Origin of the sequence: Bradyrhizobium sp. ERR14 (assembly GCF_014198235.1) — a bacterium.
Taxonomy (GTDB): domain Bacteria; phylum Pseudomonadota; class Alphaproteobacteria; order Rhizobiales; family Xanthobacteraceae; genus Bradyrhizobium.
The window spans coordinates 1-22494 of sequence record NZ_JACIHD010000026.1 but is presented as its reverse complement, the minus strand read 5'-3'; the positions used below and the strand labels follow the sequence as shown (position 1 = coordinate 22494).

General features: G+C 64.8%; 20 protein-coding genes. 9 read left to right on the top strand and 11 right to left on the bottom strand.

Translation table 11 applies throughout. The features are described from left to right. Positions 1-207: 207 nt before the first annotated feature. Positions 208-804: a polyhydroxyalkanoate synthesis repressor PhaR gene (gene phaR, locus GGD62_RS36320; protein ID WP_018320524.1), complete on the top strand. Its 597-nt coding sequence runs from the start codon at positions 208-210 to the stop codon at positions 802-804. Between the two features lie 188 nt (positions 805-992). After that, on the top strand, positions 993-1610 hold the full coding sequence (locus GGD62_RS36315; protein ID WP_183713270.1) for a trans-aconitate 2-methyltransferase: 618 nt from the start codon (positions 993-995) through the stop codon (positions 1608-1610). Positions 1611-1737: 127 nt separating this feature from the next. On the opposite strand, the gene GGD62_RS36310 is transcribed toward GGD62_RS36315, so the two are convergent. Then, positions 1738-2625 (bottom strand): branched-chain amino acid aminotransferase, encoded by an 888-nt coding sequence (locus GGD62_RS36310; RefSeq protein ID WP_183713267.1) that lies wholly within the window; start codon positions 2623-2625, stop codon positions 1738-1740. A 219-nt stretch (positions 2626-2844) separates the two neighbouring features. Here GGD62_RS36310 and GGD62_RS36305 point away from each other — a divergent pair, with 219 nt between their 5' ends. Continuing rightward, a complete protein-coding gene (locus GGD62_RS36305; RefSeq protein WP_183713264.1) occupies positions 2845-3780 on the top strand; it encodes an alpha/beta hydrolase in 936 nt (311 codons plus the stop codon). 9 nt (positions 3781-3789) lie between these two features. Here GGD62_RS36305 and GGD62_RS36300 read toward each other — a convergent pair whose 3' ends face one another. Next, a complete protein-coding gene (locus GGD62_RS36300) occupies positions 3790-4035 on the bottom strand; it encodes a hypothetical protein (RefSeq protein ID WP_018320520.1) in 246 nt (81 codons plus the stop codon). Between the two features lie 213 nt (positions 4036-4248). On the opposite strand from GGD62_RS36300, the gene GGD62_RS36295 reads away from it, so the two are divergent. Then, positions 4249-5121, top strand: a complete 873-nt coding sequence (locus tag GGD62_RS36295) for a hypothetical protein (protein ID WP_018320519.1) — start codon at positions 4249-4251, stop codon at positions 5119-5121. A 233-nt stretch (positions 5122-5354) separates the two neighbouring features. Next, positions 5355-6938, top strand: a complete 1584-nt coding sequence (locus tag GGD62_RS36290) for a diguanylate cyclase (RefSeq protein WP_312014323.1) — start codon at positions 5355-5357, stop codon at positions 6936-6938. Between the two features lie 16 nt (positions 6939-6954). Here GGD62_RS36290 and GGD62_RS36285 read toward each other — a convergent pair whose 3' ends face one another. The 3 genes from GGD62_RS36285 to GGD62_RS36275 form a co-directional block, all read right to left on the bottom strand. Then, positions 6955-7515, bottom strand: a complete 561-nt coding sequence (locus GGD62_RS36285) for a carboxymuconolactone decarboxylase family protein (RefSeq protein ID WP_179732228.1) — start codon at positions 7513-7515, stop codon at positions 6955-6957. 123 nt (positions 7516-7638) lie between these two features. Continuing rightward, positions 7639-8784 carry a PLP-dependent cysteine synthase family protein gene (locus GGD62_RS36280; RefSeq protein WP_183713261.1) on the bottom strand — a complete coding sequence of 382 codons (1146 nt, stop codon included), beginning with the start codon at positions 8782-8784 and terminating at the stop codon, positions 7639-7641. A 43-nt stretch (positions 8785-8827) separates the two neighbouring features. Continuing rightward, on the bottom strand, positions 8828-9292 hold the full coding sequence (locus tag GGD62_RS36275; RefSeq protein WP_179732232.1) for an Lrp/AsnC family transcriptional regulator: 465 nt from the start codon (positions 9290-9292) through the stop codon (positions 8828-8830). A gap of 158 nt (positions 9293-9450) precedes the next feature. Here GGD62_RS36275 and GGD62_RS36270 point away from each other — a divergent pair, with 158 nt between their 5' ends. Beyond that, on the top strand, positions 9451-10467 hold the full coding sequence (locus GGD62_RS36270; protein WP_183713258.1) for a 1-aminocyclopropane-1-carboxylate deaminase: 1017 nt from the start codon (positions 9451-9453) through the stop codon (positions 10465-10467). Positions 10468-10593: 126 nt separating this feature from the next. On the opposite strand, the gene recQ is transcribed toward GGD62_RS36270, so the two are convergent. From recQ to GGD62_RS36240, 6 genes are all read right to left on the bottom strand, one after another. Next, positions 10594-12459 (bottom strand): DNA helicase RecQ, encoded by a 1866-nt coding sequence (recQ, locus tag GGD62_RS36265; protein WP_183713255.1) that lies wholly within the window; start codon positions 12457-12459, stop codon positions 10594-10596. 220 nt (positions 12460-12679) lie between these two features. Next, complete coding sequence (locus GGD62_RS36260) at positions 12680-13423, bottom strand: polysaccharide deacetylase family protein (protein WP_183258364.1); 744 nt, start codon at positions 13421-13423, stop codon at positions 12680-12682. Positions 13424-13525: 102 nt separating this feature from the next. Further along, positions 13526-14524, bottom strand: a complete 999-nt coding sequence (locus tag GGD62_RS36255; RefSeq protein WP_183713252.1) for a homoserine O-succinyltransferase — start codon at positions 14522-14524, stop codon at positions 13526-13528. 12 nt (positions 14525-14536) lie between these two features. Further along, positions 14537-15838: an O-acetylhomoserine aminocarboxypropyltransferase/cysteine synthase family protein gene (locus GGD62_RS36250; RefSeq protein ID WP_183713249.1), complete on the bottom strand. Its 1302-nt coding sequence runs from the start codon at positions 15836-15838 to the stop codon at positions 14537-14539. Positions 15839-16230: 392 nt separating this feature from the next. After that, positions 16231-17793 (bottom strand): amidase family protein, encoded by a 1563-nt coding sequence (locus GGD62_RS36245; protein WP_183713246.1) that lies wholly within the window; start codon positions 17791-17793, stop codon positions 16231-16233. 120 nt (positions 17794-17913) lie between these two features. After that, positions 17914-19095 (bottom strand): MFS transporter, encoded by a 1182-nt coding sequence (locus tag GGD62_RS36240; protein WP_183713243.1) that lies wholly within the window; start codon positions 19093-19095, stop codon positions 17914-17916. Between the two features lie 99 nt (positions 19096-19194). On the opposite strand from GGD62_RS36240, the gene GGD62_RS36235 reads away from it, so the two are divergent. The 3 genes from GGD62_RS36235 (at position 19195) to GGD62_RS36225 (ending at position 22130) form a co-directional block, all read left to right on the top strand. Beyond that, the gene (locus GGD62_RS36235; RefSeq protein WP_183713240.1) at positions 19195-20133 is read left to right on the top strand and encodes a LysR family transcriptional regulator; all 939 of its coding nucleotides are present in this window, start codon (positions 19195-19197) and stop codon (positions 20131-20133) included. A gap of 170 nt (positions 20134-20303) precedes the next feature. Continuing rightward, complete coding sequence (locus tag GGD62_RS36230) at positions 20304-20981, top strand: nitroreductase (protein WP_092261356.1); 678 nt, start codon at positions 20304-20306, stop codon at positions 20979-20981. A gap of 45 nt (positions 20982-21026) precedes the next feature. Beyond that, the gene (locus tag GGD62_RS36225; protein ID WP_183713237.1) at positions 21027-22130 is read left to right on the top strand and encodes a murein L,D-transpeptidase family protein; all 1104 of its coding nucleotides are present in this window, start codon (positions 21027-21029) and stop codon (positions 22128-22130) included. The last annotated feature ends 364 nt before the right edge of the window (positions 22131-22494 follow it).

Here is a 22494-nt window from a genome sequence, read left to right as displayed (position 1 = left end):
CGGCGACCGAATTCATGCCGCAGCGCATTCAAAATAGCGTTCTTGGCGCTTTCGCAAGCACGATTTTGCTCCGCGATTAACCGTGCCGCACAAAACGGTAGCGTGAGCCCTTTGAAAATGCTTATTTTGTTGCGTTGCGTACTCTTCCCGCCCTGCGGCATAGCCCGCCGGGTTCCCGTTCTCCGCGTTCCTTGCAAGTGAGAGCCCATGGCGAAATCAGACCAACCCACAACCATCAAGAAATACGCGAACCGCCGGCTCTATAACACCGGGACGAGTACCTACGTCACGCTGGAAGACCTTGCCGCGATGGTCAAGGATGGCGAAGATTTCCTGGTCTATGACGCGAAGACCGGCGACGACATCACCCGCTCCGTGCTCGCCCAGATCATCTTCGAGCAGGAGAACAAGGCCGGCCAGAACCTGCTCCCGACCACCTTCCTGCGCCAGCTGATCCGCTTCTACGGCGACAGCATGCAGATGGTGGTGCCGAAATATCTGGAGCAGTCGATCGCGACCCTGACCCAGGAGCAAGAGAAGTTCCGCAAGCAGATCGCCAACACCCTGTCCGGCACTCCTTTTGCTCCTCTGGAAGAACAAGTCCGCCGTAACATGGAGCTGTTCCAGCAGACCTTCTCGATGTTCAAGCCGTTTGCTCCCAATGCGGGCCGTCCGGCGACCAGCCCGGAGCCGGAGCCCGACGCGAACGCCGAGGCGCCGAAGGACACCAACATCGACGATTTGCGCCAGCAGATGAAGGACATGCAGGAGCGTCTCGAGCGCATGTCGAAGAAGGACGAGTAGGACCTTTCGCGCCGACCAGCGCGTCCGCAGCGACGGACGCGCGATTGGCAATTTCGCGCGCGCCTACCATTTCTTCCTCATCGGCTTTAGCCCAGTCATCCCCGCGCAACGGCGAAGCCGTTGTCGCTGGAGGCCGCCGCTCCGCTCCGGCGCCTCAGGGTGACGGCTTGACACGCACGGAGCGCGCCATGTCCGATCGCACCATGCATTGGGACAACGTCTACGCCACCAAGGGCGAGACCGAGGTCAGCTGGTTTCAGGACAGCCCGACGATCTCGCACGACATGATTCGCGCGGCCAATCCGGATCACGACGCGGCGATCATCGATATCGGCGGGGGCGCTTCGCGGCTGGTCGACGCTCTTCTTCAAGACGGATATCGCGATCTCACCGTACTGGACCTCTCCGCCAACGCGCTCGACGCGGCGAAGACGCGAATCGGTCAGGCCTCTTCCGCGGTCGACTGGATCATCGCCGATGCCACGGCTTGGCGGCCGGCCAGGATTTACGATGTGTGGCACGACCGCGCGGCCTTTCACTTCCTGACCGAGCCCCGCGACAGGGCGGCTTATGTCGAGCGGCTGCGATCCGCGATTGCGCCCGGCGGCCAGATCATCATTGCGACCTTTGCGCCCGATGGTCCGGAGAGATGCAGCGGCTTGCCGGTGCAACGCCATGACAGCGCCAGCCTTACTGCAGAGCTCGGGCCGGAGTTCGAGCTGGTCGAGACGCGCAGCGAGACACATCATACGCCGTGGAATTCGGCGCAGGCGTTTCAGTTCAGCCGGTTTAAGCGAAGCCTTTAGAAACGGGTGTCATGCCCCGGCTTGACCGGGGCATCCAGTACGCCGCGGCTTATCGAGAAATCACAACTGGCTCTGGAGTACTGGATCGCCCGATCAAGTCGGGCGATGACAGCGGAGTCAATGGCAGCTACGCCGCCAGCTTCACCGCATGCGCGAAATCCCAATAGAGTTTCCGCGCTTTGGCGTAGAACGGGCCCGGCTTCAGCTCGCGCTCGTCGATGCGGATCACCGGGGCGACCTTGGCGAAATTGCCGGTCGAGAAGATCTCGTCGGCAGCCAGGAAGTCGGCATAGCGCAGCGTCTTCTCGACCACGGTGACGCCGTCGCCGCGAAGCAGGGTGATGACGCGCTGGCGCGTGATGCCGTTGAGGAAGGTGCCGTTCGGCACCGGCGTATAGACCACGCCGTCCTTGGCCATGAACACGTTGGAATTGCCGAACTCGGCGACGTTGCCGAGCATGTCGAGCATAAGCGCGTTCTGGAAGCCGCGGGACGCAGCTTCCGCGAGCGCGCGCGAATTGTTCGGGTAGAGGCAGGCCGCCTTCGCCTCGACCGGCGCACATTCGGCGGTGGGCCTGCGGAACGGCGACAGGGTGATGGCGTTGCCGACGGGTTTGGGCATCGGTGCCTCGTAGATGCACAGGCACCAATTGGTGGTCTCGGGGTCGAACAGCACGCCGCCGCCCGAGCCGTTCTCCGCCCAATACATCGGACGGACGTAGAGCTCGGCATTGGCCGCAAAGCGCGCAATGCCCTCATTCGCAAGCGTGAGCCAGGTGCCGGTGTCGACCACCGGCTTCAGGCCAAAATTGATCGCGGATTGATTGGCGCGGGCGACGTGACGGTCGAGATCGGGCGCAACACCCTCGAACGCGCGTGCACCGTCGAACACGATCGAGCCGAGCCAGGCTGCATGCGTGCGCGGGCCCATGATCGGCACATTGCCGTCGTGCCATTTGCCCTCGAAGAAGGTCCAGCTCGGCGAATATTCGATCGGCTTCCTGATCTCGGCCATATCAGGCCTCCCCTTGCATATCCCCGCACTATTGTCCCAATTCCTAAACGATTTGCTGCGGGGATGAGGTGAGTTACCCTCTCCCCTTGTGGGAGAGGGTGGCTCGCCGCGTAGCGGCGAGACGGGTGAGGGGTATCTATCCGCGATCTCATCTGCGGAGAAAACCCCTCATCCGGCGCTACGCGCCACCTTCTCCCACAAGGGGAGAAGGGAAGATCCATGTCGCTCGATCCGCTCGCAAAGCGCTTGTTGACCGTGATGGCTGCGGCCGGGCCGCGGGCGGGGGGCCGGCCGAGCGTGGAGGCGCGGCGGCAATCGCTGGCGAAGCTGATGCAGTTCGCACGCACCGATGCGCCGGATGTGACGGCGCGCGACGGCATGCTGCCCGGCCGCGCCAGCGAACTGCCCTATCGGCTCTACACGCCTGCAAATGCCAATGAGCGCGCGCCGGGCTTCGTATTCTTCCATGGCGGCGGCCTCGTCGCCGGCGGCATTGCCACGCATGATCGCGTCGCGGCGGCGCTGGCGCATGCCACCGGCTGCCGCCTCGTCTCGGTCGACTACCGGCTCGCGCCGGAGCACAAATTCCCTGCCGCCGTCGACGACGCGATTGCCGCCACCGAATGGGTTGCGCGCGAGGCCGCATCGCTCGGCATCGATGCGGACCGTCTGGTGGTGGGCGGCGATTCCGCGGGTGCAACGCTCGCTGCCATCGTGTGCCAGGAGGCGGCGCAGACCGCCGGCCTCGCCATCGCCGCGCAATGCCTGATCTGCCCGGTGCTGGATTTCGAGGAAACCTCGCCCTCACGCGAGGCCTTTGCCGAGGGCCATCTGATCGACCGCGTCACGATCGAGGCAGATCTTGCCGACTATCTGCCTGACGGCATCGACACCGCCGATCCCCGCGTGTCTCCCTTGCGGGCAACACGGCTGACGGGTCTGCCGACCGCGATCATCCACACGGCCGAGTACGACCCGATGCGCGATGAAGGCAATGCCTATGCCCGCAAGCTGCTCGCCGCGGGCGTCGCTGTCGAGCATGTCTGCCACGACGGCATGGTTCACAATTTCCACGCCATGGGCGCGATCCTGCCGCAGGCGCAGCTGGTGCTGTCGCAGATCGGCGAGCAGGTGCGGCGCGCGGTTGCGAGATAAGAGCGCGGATCAGGCGCGCGCATCGATAACGGCCCTGGCTGCCACAACATAGTCAGGCCAATGGGCGTCCGCATAACGTTCGGCCTGCCGGGCGCAGGTGACGTCGGGCGCATGCGCCGCGGCGATCATGCGCGCGAAGCGCTCTTCGGCAACCGTCGTGTCATCGGGCACTGGCGAAGATGCGGCCGCGACAGCGGTCGGAGCGACGGCGAGCCCCGCCATTCCGGCGAGCAGGATGCGGCGTGACGTGGTCATGGCTGTCGTCCTCCATTGTCCGGCCTCCTCCGGCCGCCGAGCGAGTCGGTGCAATCGCGACAAGGTAACCGCGCCTATCGATGCAGTCCATGGTTTGCGGATAGCGCTTGACCGCGGGAACGATCACGTTCCATCTAGCGCACGATTTCGCCATACAGTCCCCGCGCGCCGGATTGTCACGTGTCCCATCGCAGCCCATCGTATCGCCCGACCTTGCGCGCTGTCGCGATGGGACTGGCCTGCCTGATGGTTTCGGCCAGCGCCGTCTTCGCCGCCGAAGATGAAGAGGACGGGCCGGCGAAGCCAGCGGTCCCGAACCTTTATCTGGATCTGCGCACGACCTATGCGTCGATCCCGGCAGGCACGCTCGGGCTCGGCTTCGGCACCACGTCATTGTCGGCTGCGCTCGAAGCCCTGGCGGTGCGCAGCGGCGCAACGCTGCCGAACGGCCTGCCGGCCACCAAATCGATGGCTGTCGATCTGCCGCTGACCGTCGACGTCAACGACCGCGTCTCGCTTTATGGCGGCGTGTCGGGCTCGACGACCGACATTGGCGGCGGCTGGTCGACGTTCGACGTCACGAGCTGGAACATCGGCGTGCAGGCCGACCTCTATCAGCAGAATGGCGGAACGATCCCGACCATCACGCTGCAATCGACCCTGACGCAGTCGGTGCCGAACGATCAGGGCATGACGAATTCATTGAACAACATCCTGGAATTCGACTACGCGCTCGACGAGGACGAGACGCGGGGCTGGCTCGCCGGCATGCAATACACTTACACCACCATCGCCAGCCCGTTCGCCAGCATCCGGCCCAACACGATCCTCTATGCCGGCGGCTATTACCAATGGCCGAGCAATTGGAAGTTCACCGGACGCCTCGGCATGCAATCGTTCGGAGGCGCGCAGCTCGCGGGCCGGACGCTGGCGGAGCCCTTCACGCAACCGTTCCTGCGGCTCGACCTCGATCGCATGGACGACAACGACAACCGCCTGTTCGGCATCACCGCGCAGATCGCCTGGACGCCGAAGCCGTCCTACCAGGTGACCTTGCGAACGCCGCTCTATGCGGTCCGGAACTGACTGGGATCATGGTGGATAGGAGGTAAACCGAATCTCCCGTTTTCCCGACATCGGTACAGCGGTCGCAATAGCCCGGCATTGACGATGAAGGACTTTCGCATTCGCCGCGGGGCCGCCCGCGGTCCTCCCGGGCCATGGGCTACACGTCGGTCCTCTCGTCAGAGTGCCCATCCAGTTACCTCTCGGCAATATGCTTGCGACAGACTGGGCCGGAGTCACGCGGGAGGCTGCGAGTGTCCCATTTGGTCCCGGAACGGACGTTGCTTGCTGGAAAGATCTTCTTCAATTTCGGCCAGTCGTCGATCGATTGCGTCGTGCGCCGGCTGACCGAGGAGGCGGCGACGCTCGAAATGGAGAGCGGCCTCGGCGTGCCCGAGCGCTTCCAGCTCAGGCTCGCGGGGCGAGATGTCCTGACCTGCCGCGTGATCTGGCGATCGGATCGTCAGGCCGGCGTCGCCTTCGAGCAATCGGGCAGCGTCGAGCGCATCGCCGGCGAGGAGCGCGGGCGCTCGTCCGATGCGCTGATGCGCAGCCAAATGCTGGCGCTGCGCGCCGCGCTCGATCATGTGCCGACCGGCATCGTGTTGCTGGATTCCAGCCTCAGGGCGCGCCTCATCAACCGGTCGTTTCGCCAGATGTGGCGCCTGCCTGACGAGGTCGCCGACAGCAATCCATCCATCCTCACGCTGCTCCATCACGGTCGTGACACCGGCGCCTATGAGGTGCCCGACCCCGAGCTTGATGCCCTGGTGGCGGAACGCGTCCGGGTGATCGAGGCGGGCGATCCAACGCCGATCGATCTGCGCCGGACCAATGGCGATGTCGTGCGCGTCCAGGTCACGCCCCTGCCCGATGGCGGACGCATGCTGACCTATACCCCCGTCACCGACATCGTTCGCGCTTCGGACGAGCTGAAGCTGCTGCGGGACGCGCTGGAGAATGTTCAGGACGGGGTGCTGCTTCTCGACCCCGAACTGCACGCCACCTTCATGAACCGGCGCATGCGGCGCTTCTGGGAGGTCAGTGAAGCCGAGGCGACGGACCGGCCGGCCTATTCGTCGCTTGTCCGACGCCTGCACCGTGCCAGCGCGCCCAATCTTCCGACCAACGAGCTCGCGAGATTTCCAGCGCGGCGCGTCGCAGAGGTCATGGCCGGCGACCATGTGCGCGATTTGCAGACGCCGGACGGAAGGCGCATCAGGGCCCATTGCACCACGATGTCGAACGGCGGCCGCATGCTGACCTATGTCGACATCACCGACCTGACGGAAAAGGCTGCGATGCTGGAGACGCTCGCGACCACCGACCCGCTCACCGGCCTCTACAACCGCCGCCACTTCCTCGAGAACCTCGATGCGGAATGGAGCCGGTTTCAGCGCTATTATCGCTCCGTCTCGGTGTTGATGCTCGACATCGACCACTTCAAGTCGGTCAACGATCGCTACGGCCATGCCGTGGGCGACGCCGCGATCAGGGCGGTTGCGGCAGCATGCCTCGACGGCAAGCGCAAGTCGGACATCGTCGGTCGCATCGGCGGTGAAGAGTTTGCCGTTCTGCTGCCCGAGACCAGCCTGTCGCGCGCGAGGACTGTCGCCGATCGCATCCGCAAGCGCGTGATGAGCGCGCAAATCGTCGCCGGCCAGATTCAGTTCGGCCTCACCGTGAGCGTCGGCATCGCCGAGGCCGCGGTCAGCATGTCCGGCATCGACGCGCTGATGGGCGCGGCCGATCACGCGCTCTATCAAGCCAAGGCTGAGGGCCGCAACCGCTGCATCGCCTTCGCGCCCCCGCCGCCCGCAAGCAAGGCGGCGGAGTGATCGAAGGACGCAGCTTTTAGTCCGGTACCGGCACGTCGAAGGTGTTGAGCGTGACCGAGACCATGCAATAGACGCCGACGAGATAGGAGAGCTCGGCCGCGCCGTGCTCGCCGAACTCCTTCACCGCGGCGCGCCAGGTCAATTCCGGCAGCACGCCACCCCCGACCAGCGCGGACGCCACGTCATATGCGATGGCCTCCTGCCTGGTGAGATCCACCGGCCGCTGGCCGGCGACGATGGTCGCGAGCTTTTCGTCGGACAGGCCGCGCTGCTCGGCGACCAGCACATGGGCATAGAGCTCGTAGCCGGAGCGGAAATGCGAGCCGGTGACGAGGATGGCGACCTCGCGCACCGGTGCCGGCAGCAGCGGGTTCGACGCGATCGCCTTGACCAGCTCCCACACCGGCTTGCCGAAGCGCGGCTCGCGGATCCAGGGATTCCAGGGCCCGAGCAGCGCGCCGTCGTCGCGCATGTTCACAAAACCCTTGAAGTGGTCCTTGATGCCCGCTCGCATGTCGTCATAGAGCGGCTTCTGCTCGTCTGTCAGATCTTTGAGATCGAGAATGGGAAGGCGCACGGGAGATCTCCTCGTTGAGAAGGGGTGAGGCTTGCCCGCAGGTGCGCGCAACGCAAGTGAAGTTGCCGTGACATGGCACGCCAAGCGGGCATTCCGACAAAATTCGACTATGTCGTATCGGCCCTACGCGCTCTGGGGATTTGCGAAATCGTCGACGGCGAGCGTCAGCGGCTCACCTGTCTCGAGAAACGACGACAAACTGGCCTCGAACGGCGCCGGATCGAGCCCGCGCGCCTTCAGCCAAGCGGGCTCGTAATAGGTCTGGCGATAGCGCTCGCCGGAATCGCAGATCAGCGTCACTAGCGACCCTGTCGCGTTCGCCTGCCGCATCTCCGAGGCGAGCCGGCACAGCGCCAGGAAATTGGTGCCGGTGGACCCGCCCACCGGGCGGCGCAGCCGACGCGACAGCACGTTCATCGCCGCGATCGTGGCCGCATCCGGGATCTTCATCATGCGGTCGACCACACCAGGCACGAAGGAGGGCTCGCAGCGCGGACGGCCGACGCCCTCGATCAGCGACGGGCGGTCGCAAACACGAGAGCGGTCCTGCGAGCGGAAGCAATCGAAGAAGGCGGAATGCTCGACATCGGCGACGCACAGCCGCGTCGGATACTGTCGGTAGCGCAGATAGCGTCCGATGGTGGCCGAGGTGCCGCCGGTGCCCGCGCCCATCACGATCCAATCCGGCAACGGCCGCGGCTCGCCCTGCAATTGCGTGAAGATCGATTCGGCGATGTTGTTGTTGCCGCGCCAGTCCGTTGCACGCTCGGCGAAGGTAAACTGGTCCATGTAGTGGCCGTTCAGGCGCGCGGCGAGCGCGGCTGCTTCCGCATAGAGCGCGCGGCCGTCGTCGATCAGGTGGCAATTGCCGCCATAATGCTCGATCGCGGCGATCTTCTCGGCCGAGGTCGTGCGCGGCATCACGGCGTAGAAGGGCACGCCGATCATCTGCGCGAAATAGGCCTCCGAGACCGCGGTCGATCCCGACGACGCCTCGACGACAGGCGTGCCTTCGCGGATGTGGCCATTGCAGAGCGCGTAGAGGAACAGCGAGCGCGCCAGGCGGTGCTTCAGGCTGCCGGTCGGATGGGTGGACTCATCCTTCAGATAGATGTCGATGCCGGATAGCGCCGGCACGATCAGCCGGATCAGATGGGTGTCGGCGGTGCGGCACTGGTCGGCCTCGATCGCGGCCACGGCCTCGTCGACCCAGCCGCGCCGATAGGCCGGCCCGGCCGGATTGTGCTGGCGGAAGGGAAATGTCTGCATCAAGCGAATCTCTCACGACACGCATTGCGCATCAAGGGCGCGCTCAAAACTCCAGCGGCGCGTTGTCGACGACCTCCTTCATCACGAAGAAGGTGCGGGTCTGGCGCACGCCGGGCAGCGCGATCAGCTGCTCGCCATGGATGCGGTTGAAATCCTCCATGTCGCCGACGCGGATCTTGAGGAAATAGTCGAAGTCGCCGGCGACGAGGTGGCAGTCCAGCACGAATTTCAGCCTGGCGATCGCCTGCTCGAAGATGGCAAAGCTCTCCGGCGTCGAGCGGTCGAGCACGACGCCGACCATCACCAGCGTGCCCTTGGCCACCTTCTTCGGCGCGATCATGGCGCGCACGGCGGCGATGAAGCCATCCTCGAACAGCCGCTGGGTGCGGCGGTGGCAGGTGGCAGGGCTGATTGCGACATTTTCGGCCAGCTCAGCATTGCTGAGCCGACCGTTATTCTGCAGCAATCTCAAGATCTTAAGATCGGTGCGGTCGAGCCTGGCAGCCATGAAAGGAGCTTCCATTAACGGACGATATTCTGGAAGAATTCTTAGCACTTGGCCCTCTTTCCGCAAGAAGTCGCGTAATATGTGCGCAATATTCGAGAGCACATTTTTCCGACGCGATGCTAGGGAGCTGCCGACGCCAACGCCAATCGGGATGACCCATGAAGCTGGACAAATTTCCGCGCTATCCTTTGACCTTCGGCCCCACGCCCATCGAGAAGCTGGAGCGGCTGTCAAAACATCTCGGCGGCAATGTCGAGGTCTATGCCAAGCGCGAGGACTGCAATTCCGGCCTCGCCTATGGCGGCAACAAGCTGCGCAAGCTCGAATACATCATCCCCGATGCGATCGCCTCCAACGCCGACACACTGGTCTCGATCGGCGGCGTGCAGTCGAACCACACCCGCATGATCGCCGCCGTCGCCGCCAAGATCGGCATGAAGTGCCGCCTGGTACAGGAAGCCTGGGTGCCGCACGAGGACGCCGTCTATGACCGCGTCGGCAACATCATGCTCTCGCGCATCATGGGCGCCGACGTACGCCTGGTCGACGACGGTTTCGACATCGGCATCCGCAAGAGCTGGGAACAGGCGATCGAGGAAGTGAAAGCCGCGGGCGGCAAGCCTTACGCGATTCCGGCCGGCGCCTCCGTGCACAAGTTCGGCGGCCTCGGCTATGTCGGCTTCGCCGAAGAGGTGCGCAAGCAGGAGAAGGAGCTCGGCTTCAAGTTCGACTACATCGTCGTCTGCACCGTCACCGGATCCACCCATGCCGGCATGCTGGTCGGCTTCGCCGCCGACGGCCGTGCGCGCAAAGTGATCGGCATCGATGCCTCGTTCACGCCGGCGCAGACGAAAGCGCAGGTGCTCGAGATCGCGCAGAACACCGCAAAACTCGTCGAACTCGGCAAGGAGCTCGTCGCTGACGACGTCGTGCTGATCGAGGACTACGCCTACCCCGCCTACGGCGTGCCGTCGGAAGAGACCAAGGAAGCGATCCGCCTGACCGCGCGTCTCGAGGGCATGATCACCGACCCCGTTTACGAGGGCAAGTCGATGCAGGGCCTGATCGACCTCGCGCAGAAGGGCTATTTCGAGAAGGGCGCGAAGATCCTGTACGCGCATCTCGGCGGCGCGCCGGCACTGAACGGGTACGCTTACGCGTTCCGGAATGGGTGAGTGAGGACATAGCTCTCGCCCGCTATCTTCGTAGCCCGGATGGAGCGCAGCGTAATCCGGGACTCGCGAATGCGGAAAGACTGCCCCGGATTGCGCTACGCTCCATCCGGGCTACGTCATCTATTCCTACCTTGTCCTGACGATCTGCAGCAGCTCGTCGCCGTAATGCTCAAGCTTCTTGTCGCCGATGCCGGGCACGTTGCGGAGCTCGTCGAGTGTCGTCGGCCAGGCCCGGACGATGCCGTCGATGGTGGCATCGTGCAGCACCACATAGGCCGGCACGCCGCGCTCGCGCGCGACCTCCGAGCGCCATGAGCGCAGCCGCGCGCGCAGTTCAGGATCGACATCACCTTCCGGGGCGCCGGTCGCAGGCGCAAGGTCGCCGCGGCGGGATTTGCCGCGGCTTGCGCGAATGCGCGTGCCGGGCGCTTCCTCGCGCAGCCACACTTCGGTCTCACCGCGCAGCACGCCGCGCGCGGTCTCGGTCAGCTTCAGCGCGCCAAAGGCTTCGCTGTCGCTCTGCAAATGGCCCATCGCCACCAGCTGCCGCAGCACGGTGCGCCACTGCTTTTCGTTGAGCTCGCGCCCGATGCCGAACACGGACAATTTGTCATGGCCGAACTGCGTCACCTTCTCGGTCAGGCGCCCCACCAGCACATCGATCAGGTGCATCGCGCCGAAACGTTGCCCGGTGCGATAGACGCAGGACAACAGCTTCTGCGCCAGCACCTTGCCGTCGCGCATCTTCGGCGGCGTCAGGCAGTTGTCGCAATTGCCGCAGCTTTCGCCCATCACGATCTCGCCGAAATAGGCGAGCAGCCGCCGGCGCCGGCAGTGCGGCGTTTCGGCAAGGCCGACCAGCGCATCGAGCTTGCCGATCGAGACCCGCTTGAATTCATCGGAGGCGCTGGATTCGTCGATCATGCGGCGCTGCTGCACGATGTCGGAGAGACCGTAGGCCATCCAGGCCGCCGACGGTTTGCCGTCGCGGCCGGCGCGGCCGGTCTCCTGGTAATAGGCCTCGATGCTCTTGGGCAGGTCGAGATGGGCGACGAAGCGCACATCGGGCTTGTCGATGCCCATGCCGAACGCGACGGTCGCGACGATGACGATGCCGTCCTCGTTGAGGAAGCGGTCCTGGTTGCGCGATCGCACGCCGCTGTCGAGCCCGGCGTGATAGGGCAGCGCGGCAATGCCGGCCTCGTCGAGCGCGGCGGCGACCTCCTCGACACGGTTGCGGGACAGGCAATAGACCACGCCGGCGTCGCCGGCATGGCGCTCCCGGATGAACTCCTTCAGCTGCGACACCGCACTGCGCTTGTCGACGATCTCGTAGCGGATGTTGGGCCGGTCGAAGCTGGAGACGAATTGCGGCGAGTCCGCGAGCTGAAGCCGCGCCACGATCTCCTTTCGCGTCAACTCGTCGGCGGTCGCGGTCAGCGCGATGCGCGGCACGTCCGGGAAGCGCTCGGCGATGATGGAGAGGCCGACATATTCGGGGCGGAAGTCATGGCCCCATTGCGAGACGCAATGCGCCTCGTCGATCGCGAACAGCGCCACCTTGGCCTGCGCCAGCATCGAGAGGCAGCGCGGCGTCACCAGGCGTTCCGGCGCAACATAGAGCAGATCGAGATCGCCCGCGAGCAGGCGCCGCTCGATGTCGGAGGCTTCCTGGAAGCTCAGCGACGAGTTCAACGCAGCGGCGTTGACGCCGGCCTCGATCAGGCCCGCGACCTGGTCGCGCATCAAGGCGATCAACGGCGACACCACGATGCCGCAGCCTTCGCGCAGCAGGGACGGCAGCTGGTAGCACAGCGACTTGCCGCCGCCGGTCGGCATCAGCACCAGGCAATTGCCGCCGTCGGTGACGTGCCGGATGATCTCGCCCTGCGCGCCACGAAAACCCGGCAGGCCGAATACCGAATGCAGCACCGACAGCGCGTCACGGCCGTTGGCCGGCGCAGGTCGCGGAGCGGTGGAAGGGGCTGACATGAGAGGGCTGGAACCAGGGCCGTGAGATTCGTCACAAGGCCAGTCGCATGGCGGCGCGGGCGTGGCAAGCCCATCTTCTCCCTCTCCCCGCTCGCGGGGAGAGGGTTGGGATGAGGGGGAGTCTCCGCAAGGGAGGACTCGCGGAGAGTCCCCCTCACCCGGATCGCATCTTCGATACAATCCGACCTCTCCCCGCAAGCGGGGAGAGGTGAAAAGAAAGCTACGCCCCGATCCTGCGCAGCGCTTCCGCGACCGTCACGATCGGCATGTTGCGCTGTCCAGCCGCCTCCAGCGCATGACGCATCAGATCGGGGGTGCAGCCATAGGGGCTCGGCGCATCCGCGACGTCATGGCCGTAAAAGATCAGCCATCCGCCGCTCGCCACCGCCTCGTCGAAATAGCGATCGACGCCTGCCGTGTCGATCTCGCAATCGACCAAAGGCGACGCACGCAGGAACTGGAGATCGATGACGTCGCTGTTGACGCCGGGAAGGATGCCGCGCGCCGAACGGAAGGCCCTGGCGAGCTGCGGCTTGCGCCAGACAGAGGCAATCCCATAGGGATAGGCGAAGTTCTCCAGATTGATCGAGGAATCGATACTACGAAAATAAGTGCGGTTCCGCTCGATCTCGCGAGCCATCGCGGCCTCGTCGAGCTTGGCCGAGCTCTGGTGCGAGAAGGTGTGGCAGGCAATCTCGTGACCGGCGCGGTGAAGCCGCACGATTGCGTCATCCGACAGGCCGTGCCAATGATCTGACGGCTGGCCGATCAGGCTGCCGGCGAGATAGAACGTACCGCGGCCGCCATGCTCTTCCAGGAGCGCGGCGCCTTCGCCTGCAGCGCTATCCGGGGCATCATCGAAGGTGAAGCTCACGATCGGCGCATGCGCGGGCAGCCGATGCGGCGCGGCGCGGAAATGCCGGGCCAGCCGATTGCTCACGCGTCCCTGGAGTGCCGACCACACGACTGCGTTTCCCGTGATTGACGTATGTCTGTACTGAAACATTCGCGCGCTGGTCCAGGCAAGCCTAACGCTTGGGTAATCCTAACGCGGCACCAATATCGGCTAACGCGCAAGGACCGGCGCTTCGGCTTCCATACTGAGATATTGCAACCAATTGCGAAAAAGCACCGCGGCGGCGCTGCCGGCGCCGATGTCGGCGCGCAAACTCAGCCCGGGTAACTCGTTGGTGAGCGCCGGATGGCGCTGGTGCGCCGCCTTCTTCTCGAAGCGGACCAATTTCTCTTCCGTCGCTGCGTCAAAATAGCTCACGGGCAGCCGCGGATAGCTCTCACGCTCCCGCGCAAGATAGCGACCTATGTCGCGCAGATATTCGCGCTGGAGCGACAGCGCGTCATATTCCGGATGCCCCTGGAAGAACACGAACCGGCTGGCATATTGGCGCACGAAAACGTCGATGCCGGCCTCAGCCGAGCGTGTCAGCACCTGATAACCGGCCTGCACCAGGTCGCTCTCCGCGATCTCGTTCAGGCGCGAATGCGACACCTTCAAAGGCGCCGGCGCGGCGCGCGTCAGCGCATCGCTCGTCACGGCGTCGCAATCGAAGATACCGTGACATTTGGCTGGCAGCCGCCGCCGCTCGATGCCGTCGAGATGCAGCACCGCCGCATGCGCGGCAAGACACGACCAGATCGTCGAGCGCGTGTTGGCCTTGGCCCAGTCAATGAGGTCGGTGAGGTCGCGCCAGTACGGCTCCTGGTCGAGCCCGGGCGCGACCGGCTCGGCGCCCGTCACGATCAGCCCGTCGAATTTATGGCGCTTGAGATCGGAGAGGTCGGAATATTCGCTCTCGACATGCCACTTCGCTTCCGGCGAGCGCTTCACGCTGGGGAGCGAGAAGCAGTGGAAGCGAATGCGGCGCGGACCGGCCGCAGCCTGAAGCAGCTTCAAGAACTGACGCTCGGTCGCCTTCAGCGCCGGATCCGGCATGTTGTTGACGAGCCCGATCGTGAGCTCGCCGCCGTGATCGCGCGCAAGATCGCGCTCGGCCGGCACCAGCGCCGGGCTCGAGATGACTTGATCCCTGTCGATCAAGATCGTCATTGGCGCCGTCGCCTACTCCGCGGCCTCGAGGCGCGCTGACCGGCAGGCCTTGTCCAGCGCCTGGTCGATGTCCTCGATGATGTCAGAGACATGCTCGATGCCGATCGACAGACGGATCGTCTCCGGCAGCACGCCGGCGACGCGCTGCTGCTCTGCCGACATCTGCCGATGGGTGGTCGAGGCCGGATGGCAGGCCAGCGACTTGGCATCGCCGATATTGACGAGGCGCGTGATCAGCTTCAGCGCATCATAGAAGGACTTGCCCGCCTCCATCCCGCCTTTGATGCCGAAGGTGAACAGCGAGGAGGCGTTGCCATCGAGATATTTCTGCACCAGCGGATAATACGGGCTGTCGGGAAAGCCGGTGTAATTGACCCAGGCGACGCGCGGATCCTGGCGGAGGAATTCGGCGACCTTGCGCGCGTTCTCGACATGGCGCTCCATGCGCAGCGCCACGGTCTCGATGCCCTGCAGCAGCAGGAAGGCGTTGAACGGCGACAGCACCGAGCCCATGGTGCGCTGATAGACGCTGCGCGCCCGCTCGATATAGGCGGTGCGACCGAAGCGCTCGGCATAGACGAGGCCGTGATAGGAGGCATCCGGCTTGTTGTAGGCCGGGAAACGGTCGGCGTATTTCGCCCACGGGAAGTTCCCGGAATCGACGATCGCGCCGCCGAGCGTGGTGCCGTGACCGCCGAGGAACTTGGTCAACGAGTGCACGGCGATGTCGGCGCCGTAGTCGAACGGCCTCAGCAGGATCGGGGTTGCGACGGTGTTGTCGACGATCAGCGGCACGCCATGCGCATGCGCGACCTTGGCCAGCGCCTCGATGTCGCAGACATTGCCGGCGGGATTGCCGATGGTCTCGGCGAACACCGCGCGGGTATTCTCGTCGATTAGCTTCTCGACCGCCTCCGGCTTGTCGCTCTCGGCGAAGCGGCCGGTGATGCCCTGCCGCGGCAGGATGTGCGAGAGCAGCGTATGCGTGGTGCCGTAAAGCTGCGGCATGGAAACAATGTTGCCGCCGTGATCGGCGACGTTGACGAAGGCGAAATGCAGCGCCGCCTGGCCGGTCGCGACCGCGAGTGCACCGTCGCCGCCTTCGAGCTGCGCGATGCGCTTCTCCAGCACCGCGCTGGTGGGGTTGGCGATGCGGCTGTAGCGAAAACCCTCGGCCTCGAGATTGAAGAGCGCCGCGCCGTGATCGGCGCTGTCGAAAGCGTAGGCCGCGGTCTGGTAGATCGGCACGGCGACCGCGTGCGTGGTCGCTTCGGGTTCGTAGCCGGCGTGAATAGCGATCGTCTCGTTGCGCATCGGGCCACCTCCGCGTGGGGCGGGCCGCACTTATTGGCCTGTATGAGGCATGTGCGTTGTCCGCCGCCCCGTGTTAGAGCCGGGTGGTAAAGCGGACAATAATTCGCCTAGAGATCGAGGAAGTAACCCTAATGCTTGTCGGCGAATTGGCCGGAATCCGGGTTAAAGCCGATTAACGAAGTGCTGCTTTGGTGCGCCTCGCGAGGTCCCTTCCTTCTCCCCTTGTGGGAGAAGGTGGCGCGAAGCGCCGGATGAGGGGTCTCTCTCCGCGAAGTAATTTCCATAGAGTTCGCGGAGAGAGACCCCTCACCCGTCTCGCCGCTATGCTGCGAGCCACCCTCTCCCACAAGGGAAGAGGGTGAGACTGTCAATGCGGCGATAACCGGCTTGGACTAGGCCATGCTCTCCCACAGCCGATGCGCGAGCACGCCGGCGCGCTTCTCGATCGCGGCCGCTGCGTCGAGCGCGAGGTCCTCGCGATAGCGCCCGGCAATGAGCTGCACGCCGATCGGCTTGCCGTCGTGGAGGGCCACCGGCACCACGGCGCCGGGCAGGCCCAGCACGTTGATCGCGGAGATGAAACGGATCTCGCCCCAGAAGATCTCGCGCACGCGCTCGGGGCTGACGGTATCCTCGCGCGGGCCCGGCGTCGGCTTCACCGTGGTCGGCGCCAGCACGACCGGATACTCCTCGAAGAACAATTGCCAGGCGCGAATGTGGCTGTTGCGCGCGGCCGTCGCCTGCATCCAGGCCTTGAGATCAAGCACGTTGGCCTTGCCCTTCATGCCGCCCCAGGCCTTGTGGAAATCCTCGGAGGTGACCTTCAGCATGCCGGCCTCCTGCATCACCACGGTCTCGTTGGTGATGATGTCGCACCAGGTCTGCCAGACGCCGTTGATGTCGGGCACCTCGACCTCGCTGACGCGATAGCCGGAACGTTCGAGATGGTCCGCGGCCTGGCGCAGCGCAGCGCCTACGGAGGGATCGACGTCCATGTCTTCGGGGATCTTGGCCAGCGCCACCTTGATCGGCCCCTTCGGCCTCTCGCCGACCAGCGGCGCCGGCACCCACCAGGGATCGCGCGGATCGCGCCGGCTCATCACCTCGAGCGCAAGGCGAACGTCGCCGACATGGCGGGCGAGCGGCCCCTGCGCCGACATCAGATGCGCCAGCATCGGCCGCTCGGCCGTTGCGCTTGCGTTGAACGCGGGGATGCGTCCCTGCGTCGGCTTGATGGTGGCAACGCCATTGCAATGCGCGGGCCAGCGCAGCGAGCCGCCGATGTCATTGCCATGGGCGATGGTGCCAATGCCGGCGGCGACCGCCGAACCCGCACCGCCCGACGACCCGCCGCAGGTGATGTCAGGATCCCACGGATTGAGCGTCAGCCCGTGCAGGGGATTGTCGGTAAAACCGCGAAAGGAGAATTCCGGTGTGTTGGTCAGCCCGATGACGATCGCTCCGGCCTTCTTCAGGTTGCGCACCACGGGCGCATCCGACGGCGCGACCAGGTCCTTGTTGGCGGGCACGCCGTTGAAGTTCGGCCGGCCCTCGTAGTCGACGTTTTCCTTGATGGTGATCGGCACGCCGTGCAGAAGGCCGAGCTCGCCGCCCTTTGCGCGCTGCTTGTCCGCGGCATGCGCGGCCTTCAACGCCTCTTCCGAGAGATCGACGACGACCGCGTTCAGTTTCGGATTGACGGCGCGCATCCGTTCGAGATGCGCCTCGACGGTCTCGACGGCGGAGATTGCGCCGGAGCGGATTGCAGCCGCGGTCTCCACCGCCGACCATTGCCAGGCCGGTCCCTTGGGGCGGCGCGATGAAGCCGGCTTGAGCCCCGCGGCCTTCTTCGCAACGACGGCCTTGCGGCTTGCGCTGGTCTTGCTCAAGGTTTTCGCCGGTTTCTTCGAAGCAGTCTTCTTCTTGGCTGTCTTCTTGGCCGTCTTCTTCGCCACGTCGCATCTCCTAGAATTGCGCCGAGGAAGTTACGGATGGCGAAAGGAAGTGTACAGGTGCGTTTTATGCATGGGCCAACGGCGCGACGCGGCGAATTGTCCGCGGTCGCGCCGCTTGCGCTATTCCGCGGGGCAGGCCACGACGGCCGCCGGAGCGCGGTCGAGCCGCAAGCTCCACAGCGCCAGCAACAGACCGACAGCAGTGATGCCGGCTGCGACCAGAGGCAGCGCCGAGAGGCCGAGCCCGCGGTCGATGGCGACCCCACCCGCCCAGGCACCGAGAGCGTTACCGAGATTGAACGCGGCGATGTTGAGGCTCGAGGCGAGCGTGCGGCCGCTGGGACCGGCCGCTTCCAACACGCGAAGCTGGAGCGGGGCGACAGTCGCAAAGGCCGCGATGCCCAGCAGCAGGATCAGCACGATCGCCGGGATCTTGACCGGCAGCACGGCGGCGAGGCCAAGCAACACGATGGCGAGCGCGGCGAGCGTTCCGATCAACGCGCCGGCGAGGCCACGGTCGGCGAGCTTGCCGCCGGCAACGTTGCCGATCGCGAGCCCGACGCCGAACACCAGCAGGATCGGCGAGACCGCTGCTTCCGAAAACCCGGTAAAGCGCGTCAGGATCGGCTGGATGTAGGTGAAGACGACGAACAGGCCGGCAAAGCCGAACACGGTCATGGCAAGACCCAGCAGCACTTGCGGGCGGCCGAGCACCGATACTTCCTCGGCAAGCGAGACCGGCTTGTCGGCGTTGCCGACATGGCCGGGCACGAGGGCTGCGACCACGGCAAAGGCGATCACGCCGATGACCGTCACGGCCCAGAACGCTGCGCGCCAGCCGAGCATCAGGCCGAACCAGGCACCGAAGGGAACGCCCAGCAGCGTCGCGACGGTGAGACCGATGAACATGGTGGAAATCGCGGAGGCCCGCTTGTCCTCGGCGACGAGGCTCGTCGCCACCACCGACCCGACGCCGAAGAAAGTGCCATGGGCAAGCGAGGTCAGCACGCGCGCCGTCATCAGCAATTCGTAGTTCGGCGCCAGCGCACAGGCCGCATTGCCGAGCGTGAAGATCGCCATCAGCGCGAGCAGCACGGTTTTGCGCGGCATCCGCCGCGTCGCCAGCGTCAGGACGGGCGCACCGACGAACACGCCGAGCGCATAACCGGAGATGAGCAGGCCCGCGACCGGTACCGTGACATGCATGTCGGCCGCGACCTGCAGCAAGAGGCCCATGATGATGAATTCAGTGGTGCCAATGCCGAAGGCACCGGCGGTGAGCGCGAGAACGGCGGGAGGCATGCGTAGCTCCGATGGATGATTACGAGCCACGCAGATAGCCGTGCCCGCGCAAAATCATTAGAATGTCCGCAATCCAATCATTTGTGACGTGAATTCAACATGGCTCGCTTCGACACCAACCGCTCCGCCGAGATGGAGGTCTTCGTCCGTGTCGTCGATCTCGGCGGGTTCACCCAGGCCGCGCGAAAACTGCGCCTCACGCCATCGGGCGTGAGCAAGCTGATGTCGCGGCTGGAGGCACGGCTCGGCTCGCGGCTCGTCAACCGCACCACGCGCAAGCTGACCCTGACCGAGGAAGGCCAGGCGTTCTATCAGCGGGCCGTGCGGATCCTCGCGGAGATGGAGGAAGCCGAGCGCGAGGCGGCGTCAGGCGCGGCGCCGCGCGGCCGCCTCACGGTGAACAGCAACATCCCGTTCGGCATGCTGCATCTGATGCCGCTGATCCCGCGCTTTCTGAAAGAGCATCCCGACGTGACGCTCGATCTCGTGCTGACGGACACGACGATCGACCTGATGCAGGAGCGCGCCGACGTTGCGATCCGGGTAGGACCTCTGAAAGCGTCCCGCCTGATCGCCCGCAAGCTCGGCAGCAGCCGCATGGTGGTCGTCGGCACCCCCAACTATCTGGCGCGCTTTGGCACACCCAGAACGCCGGCGGATCTCGCCGATCACCGCGGCATCGGCTGGACCTTTCCGCGCATCCGCGGCGGCTGGCCGTTCAAGCGCGGCGATCGCACCGAGGAAGCCGTGCCGCCGCCGGTCGCGCGCGCCAGCGACGGCGAAGCCGCCCGACGCCTCTGCCTCGGCGGCGTCGGCCTCGCGCGCCTCGCCCTCTTCCATATCGGCGCCGACATCGAATCCGGCAGGCTCGTGCCGGTGCTGCAAGGCTACAATCCCGGCGACCGCGAAGACATCCACGCCGTCTATGTCGGCCATACCGCCCCCCTGCCCGCGCGCGTCCGCGCGTTCATCGACTTTCTCGCCGAGCACGTGCGGGTGAGCGATCCCGCGCTGAAGCGGGCGGCGGACGGGAGGTGAAAATTGGTGGGGTGAGGCGTGATGGCCGAGAGAGCGTCAGTCAATCCAGACTGATGCGATCGTGTTTCGCGTGGCTGGACCGTTGAGGACACGCCGCCGGCGCTTGCGCGAGGGTGCCGAAACCGCGAAAGTCCCAACTGTTTCAGAACTTGTCAGGGAATTCCACACACATGCAGTTCGATGACGTCATCCTCGGTCGCCGGAGTATCCGAGGCTACAAACCCGATCCGGTCCCCAAGGAGCTGATTGCGGAAATCATTGGCTTGGCGATGCGCGCTCCGTCGTCGATGAACACCCAGCCCTGGAATTTCTATGTCATCACCGGCGAACCGCTCGATCGGATCCGCGCCGGCAACACCGAACGGATGGTGGCGGGCATCCCGCAGTCGCGCGAGTTCCGCACGGGCCAGGCCTTTGCGGGCAAGCACCGCGACAGGCAGGTCGGCGTCGCCAAGCAATTATTCTCCGCAATGGGAATCGAGCGCGACAACATGGAAAAACGCCAGGACTGGGTGCTGCGCGGCTTCCGCCAGTTCGACGCGCCCGTCTGCGTGATCATCACCTATGACCGCGTGCTTGACGGCAGCGACGATACGCCCTTCGACTGCGGCGCCGTGGCGACCGCCCTGGTCAATGCCGCGTGGTCCCGCGGGCTCGGCGCCGTGATCAACAGCCAGGGCATCATGCAATCCCCCGTGGTGCGCGAGCACGCAGGCATAGCCGACGATCAAGTCATCATGAAAAGCATCGCGCTGGGCTGGCCGGATGAATCTTTTCCGGCGAATGCGGTGGTGTCGGAGCGGAAGTCCATCGAGGAAGCGACGGTGTTCGTCGGGTTCGAGACGTAGCGGCGCGCGGTCGGAAGGGCTGGAGGCACAGCAGTGATCCGCGCCATGGTCCGACGTGTATTCGTGCTGGTGGCGGCTTTTGCCACTGCCTTGACGCCGGTCATTTGTCTCGGCGAAAGCAGCAAGCCGTTGCCGGCCAAGGCAACGAGGGAACTACCTGCCGAGCTGCTCTCGCTGCTCGAACAGAAGAAGATGCCGAAATATTCACCTATCGTCGTGCGCGTGTTCAAGGAGGAGGCCGAGCTCGAGGTCTGGAAGCAGGACGCGACCGGCCTTTTCCAGATCCTCAAGACCTATCCGATCTGTCGGTGGTCGGGCGATCTCGGGCCGAAATTGTACGAGGGCGACCGACAGGCTCCGGAAGGGTTCTATACGATTACGCCCGAGCTGATGAATCCGAACTCCAACTTCCATCTTTCGATCAACCTCGGCTTCCCCAACACGTTCGACAGGGCGAACAAGCGCAACGGCAGCTTCCTCATGATCCACGGCGACTGCTGGTCGAGCGGCTGCTATGCCATGACCGACGAACAGATCAGCGAAATCTATTCGCTGGCACGCGACTCATTCCTCGGCGGCCGGCCCTCGTTCCAGGTCCAGGCCTATCCGTTCCGCCTGACGCCGGCAAACCTGGCGCGGCATCGAAATAGTCCCAACCTGGCCTTTTGGAAAATGCTCAAGATCGGCAACGATCATTTCGAGACGACGCGACTCGAACCAAGGGTGGATGTGTGCGACCGCCGCTATGTGTTCGATGCGCAACCTCCCCCGAATTCGCCGTCGCCTCCAGTGTTCAACCCTGCCGAAAAATGTCCCCCCTTCGTCGTCAACCCGCAAATCGCGCGGCGGGCGCTGGAGAAGAGGCGCTCCGACGAGCTCGAATACGCGCGATTGCTCGAAGACAATTTGCCGGCTGCCCCGATATACAGCGGACTGGACGGCGGAATGAACAAGGCATTTCTCACACAATTTCCGGGCAGAGTGACGCTTGCGAAAGTCATGCCGTATGCATCCTACCTGCCACAATTGCCACCGATCCCCTGGATCGACAATGACGGATCGTTGACGAGTAGATGGTTTGGCAGCTCACTGGACAAGCCGCCGGAGTGTAATCCGACGCGTGTCGGCTTCCCGTCAGGTCGGTGCTGAACGCTCTCGCGGCGTCCGATGGATCATCGGTAGACAATGACTGGCACCGGCATTCCGTCCAGGGAATGCTGGCGGCGTCGGAGCGAGACCTTGAAAAAAGTTCGTCCCGGCTTGCTGAACCAAAGCAAACGGCAACGAGTCCGCCTCCGCCCCGCGGGCTTCGGCGCGACAGCCTTGCGCAAACTTTGTTTGTGAGCGGCCCGAGACATAGGTGACAGAACGTACCGGACACATGGGTTACACTTTCCGCTTTTGTTCTGCGGGAGGTTGCGATGCCGTGGAGAGCGAGTTCGGTCATGGAAGAACGCCTTCGCTTTGTCGCCCGGCTTCTGGAAGGAGAAGCCATGTCCGAGGTCTGCCGCGA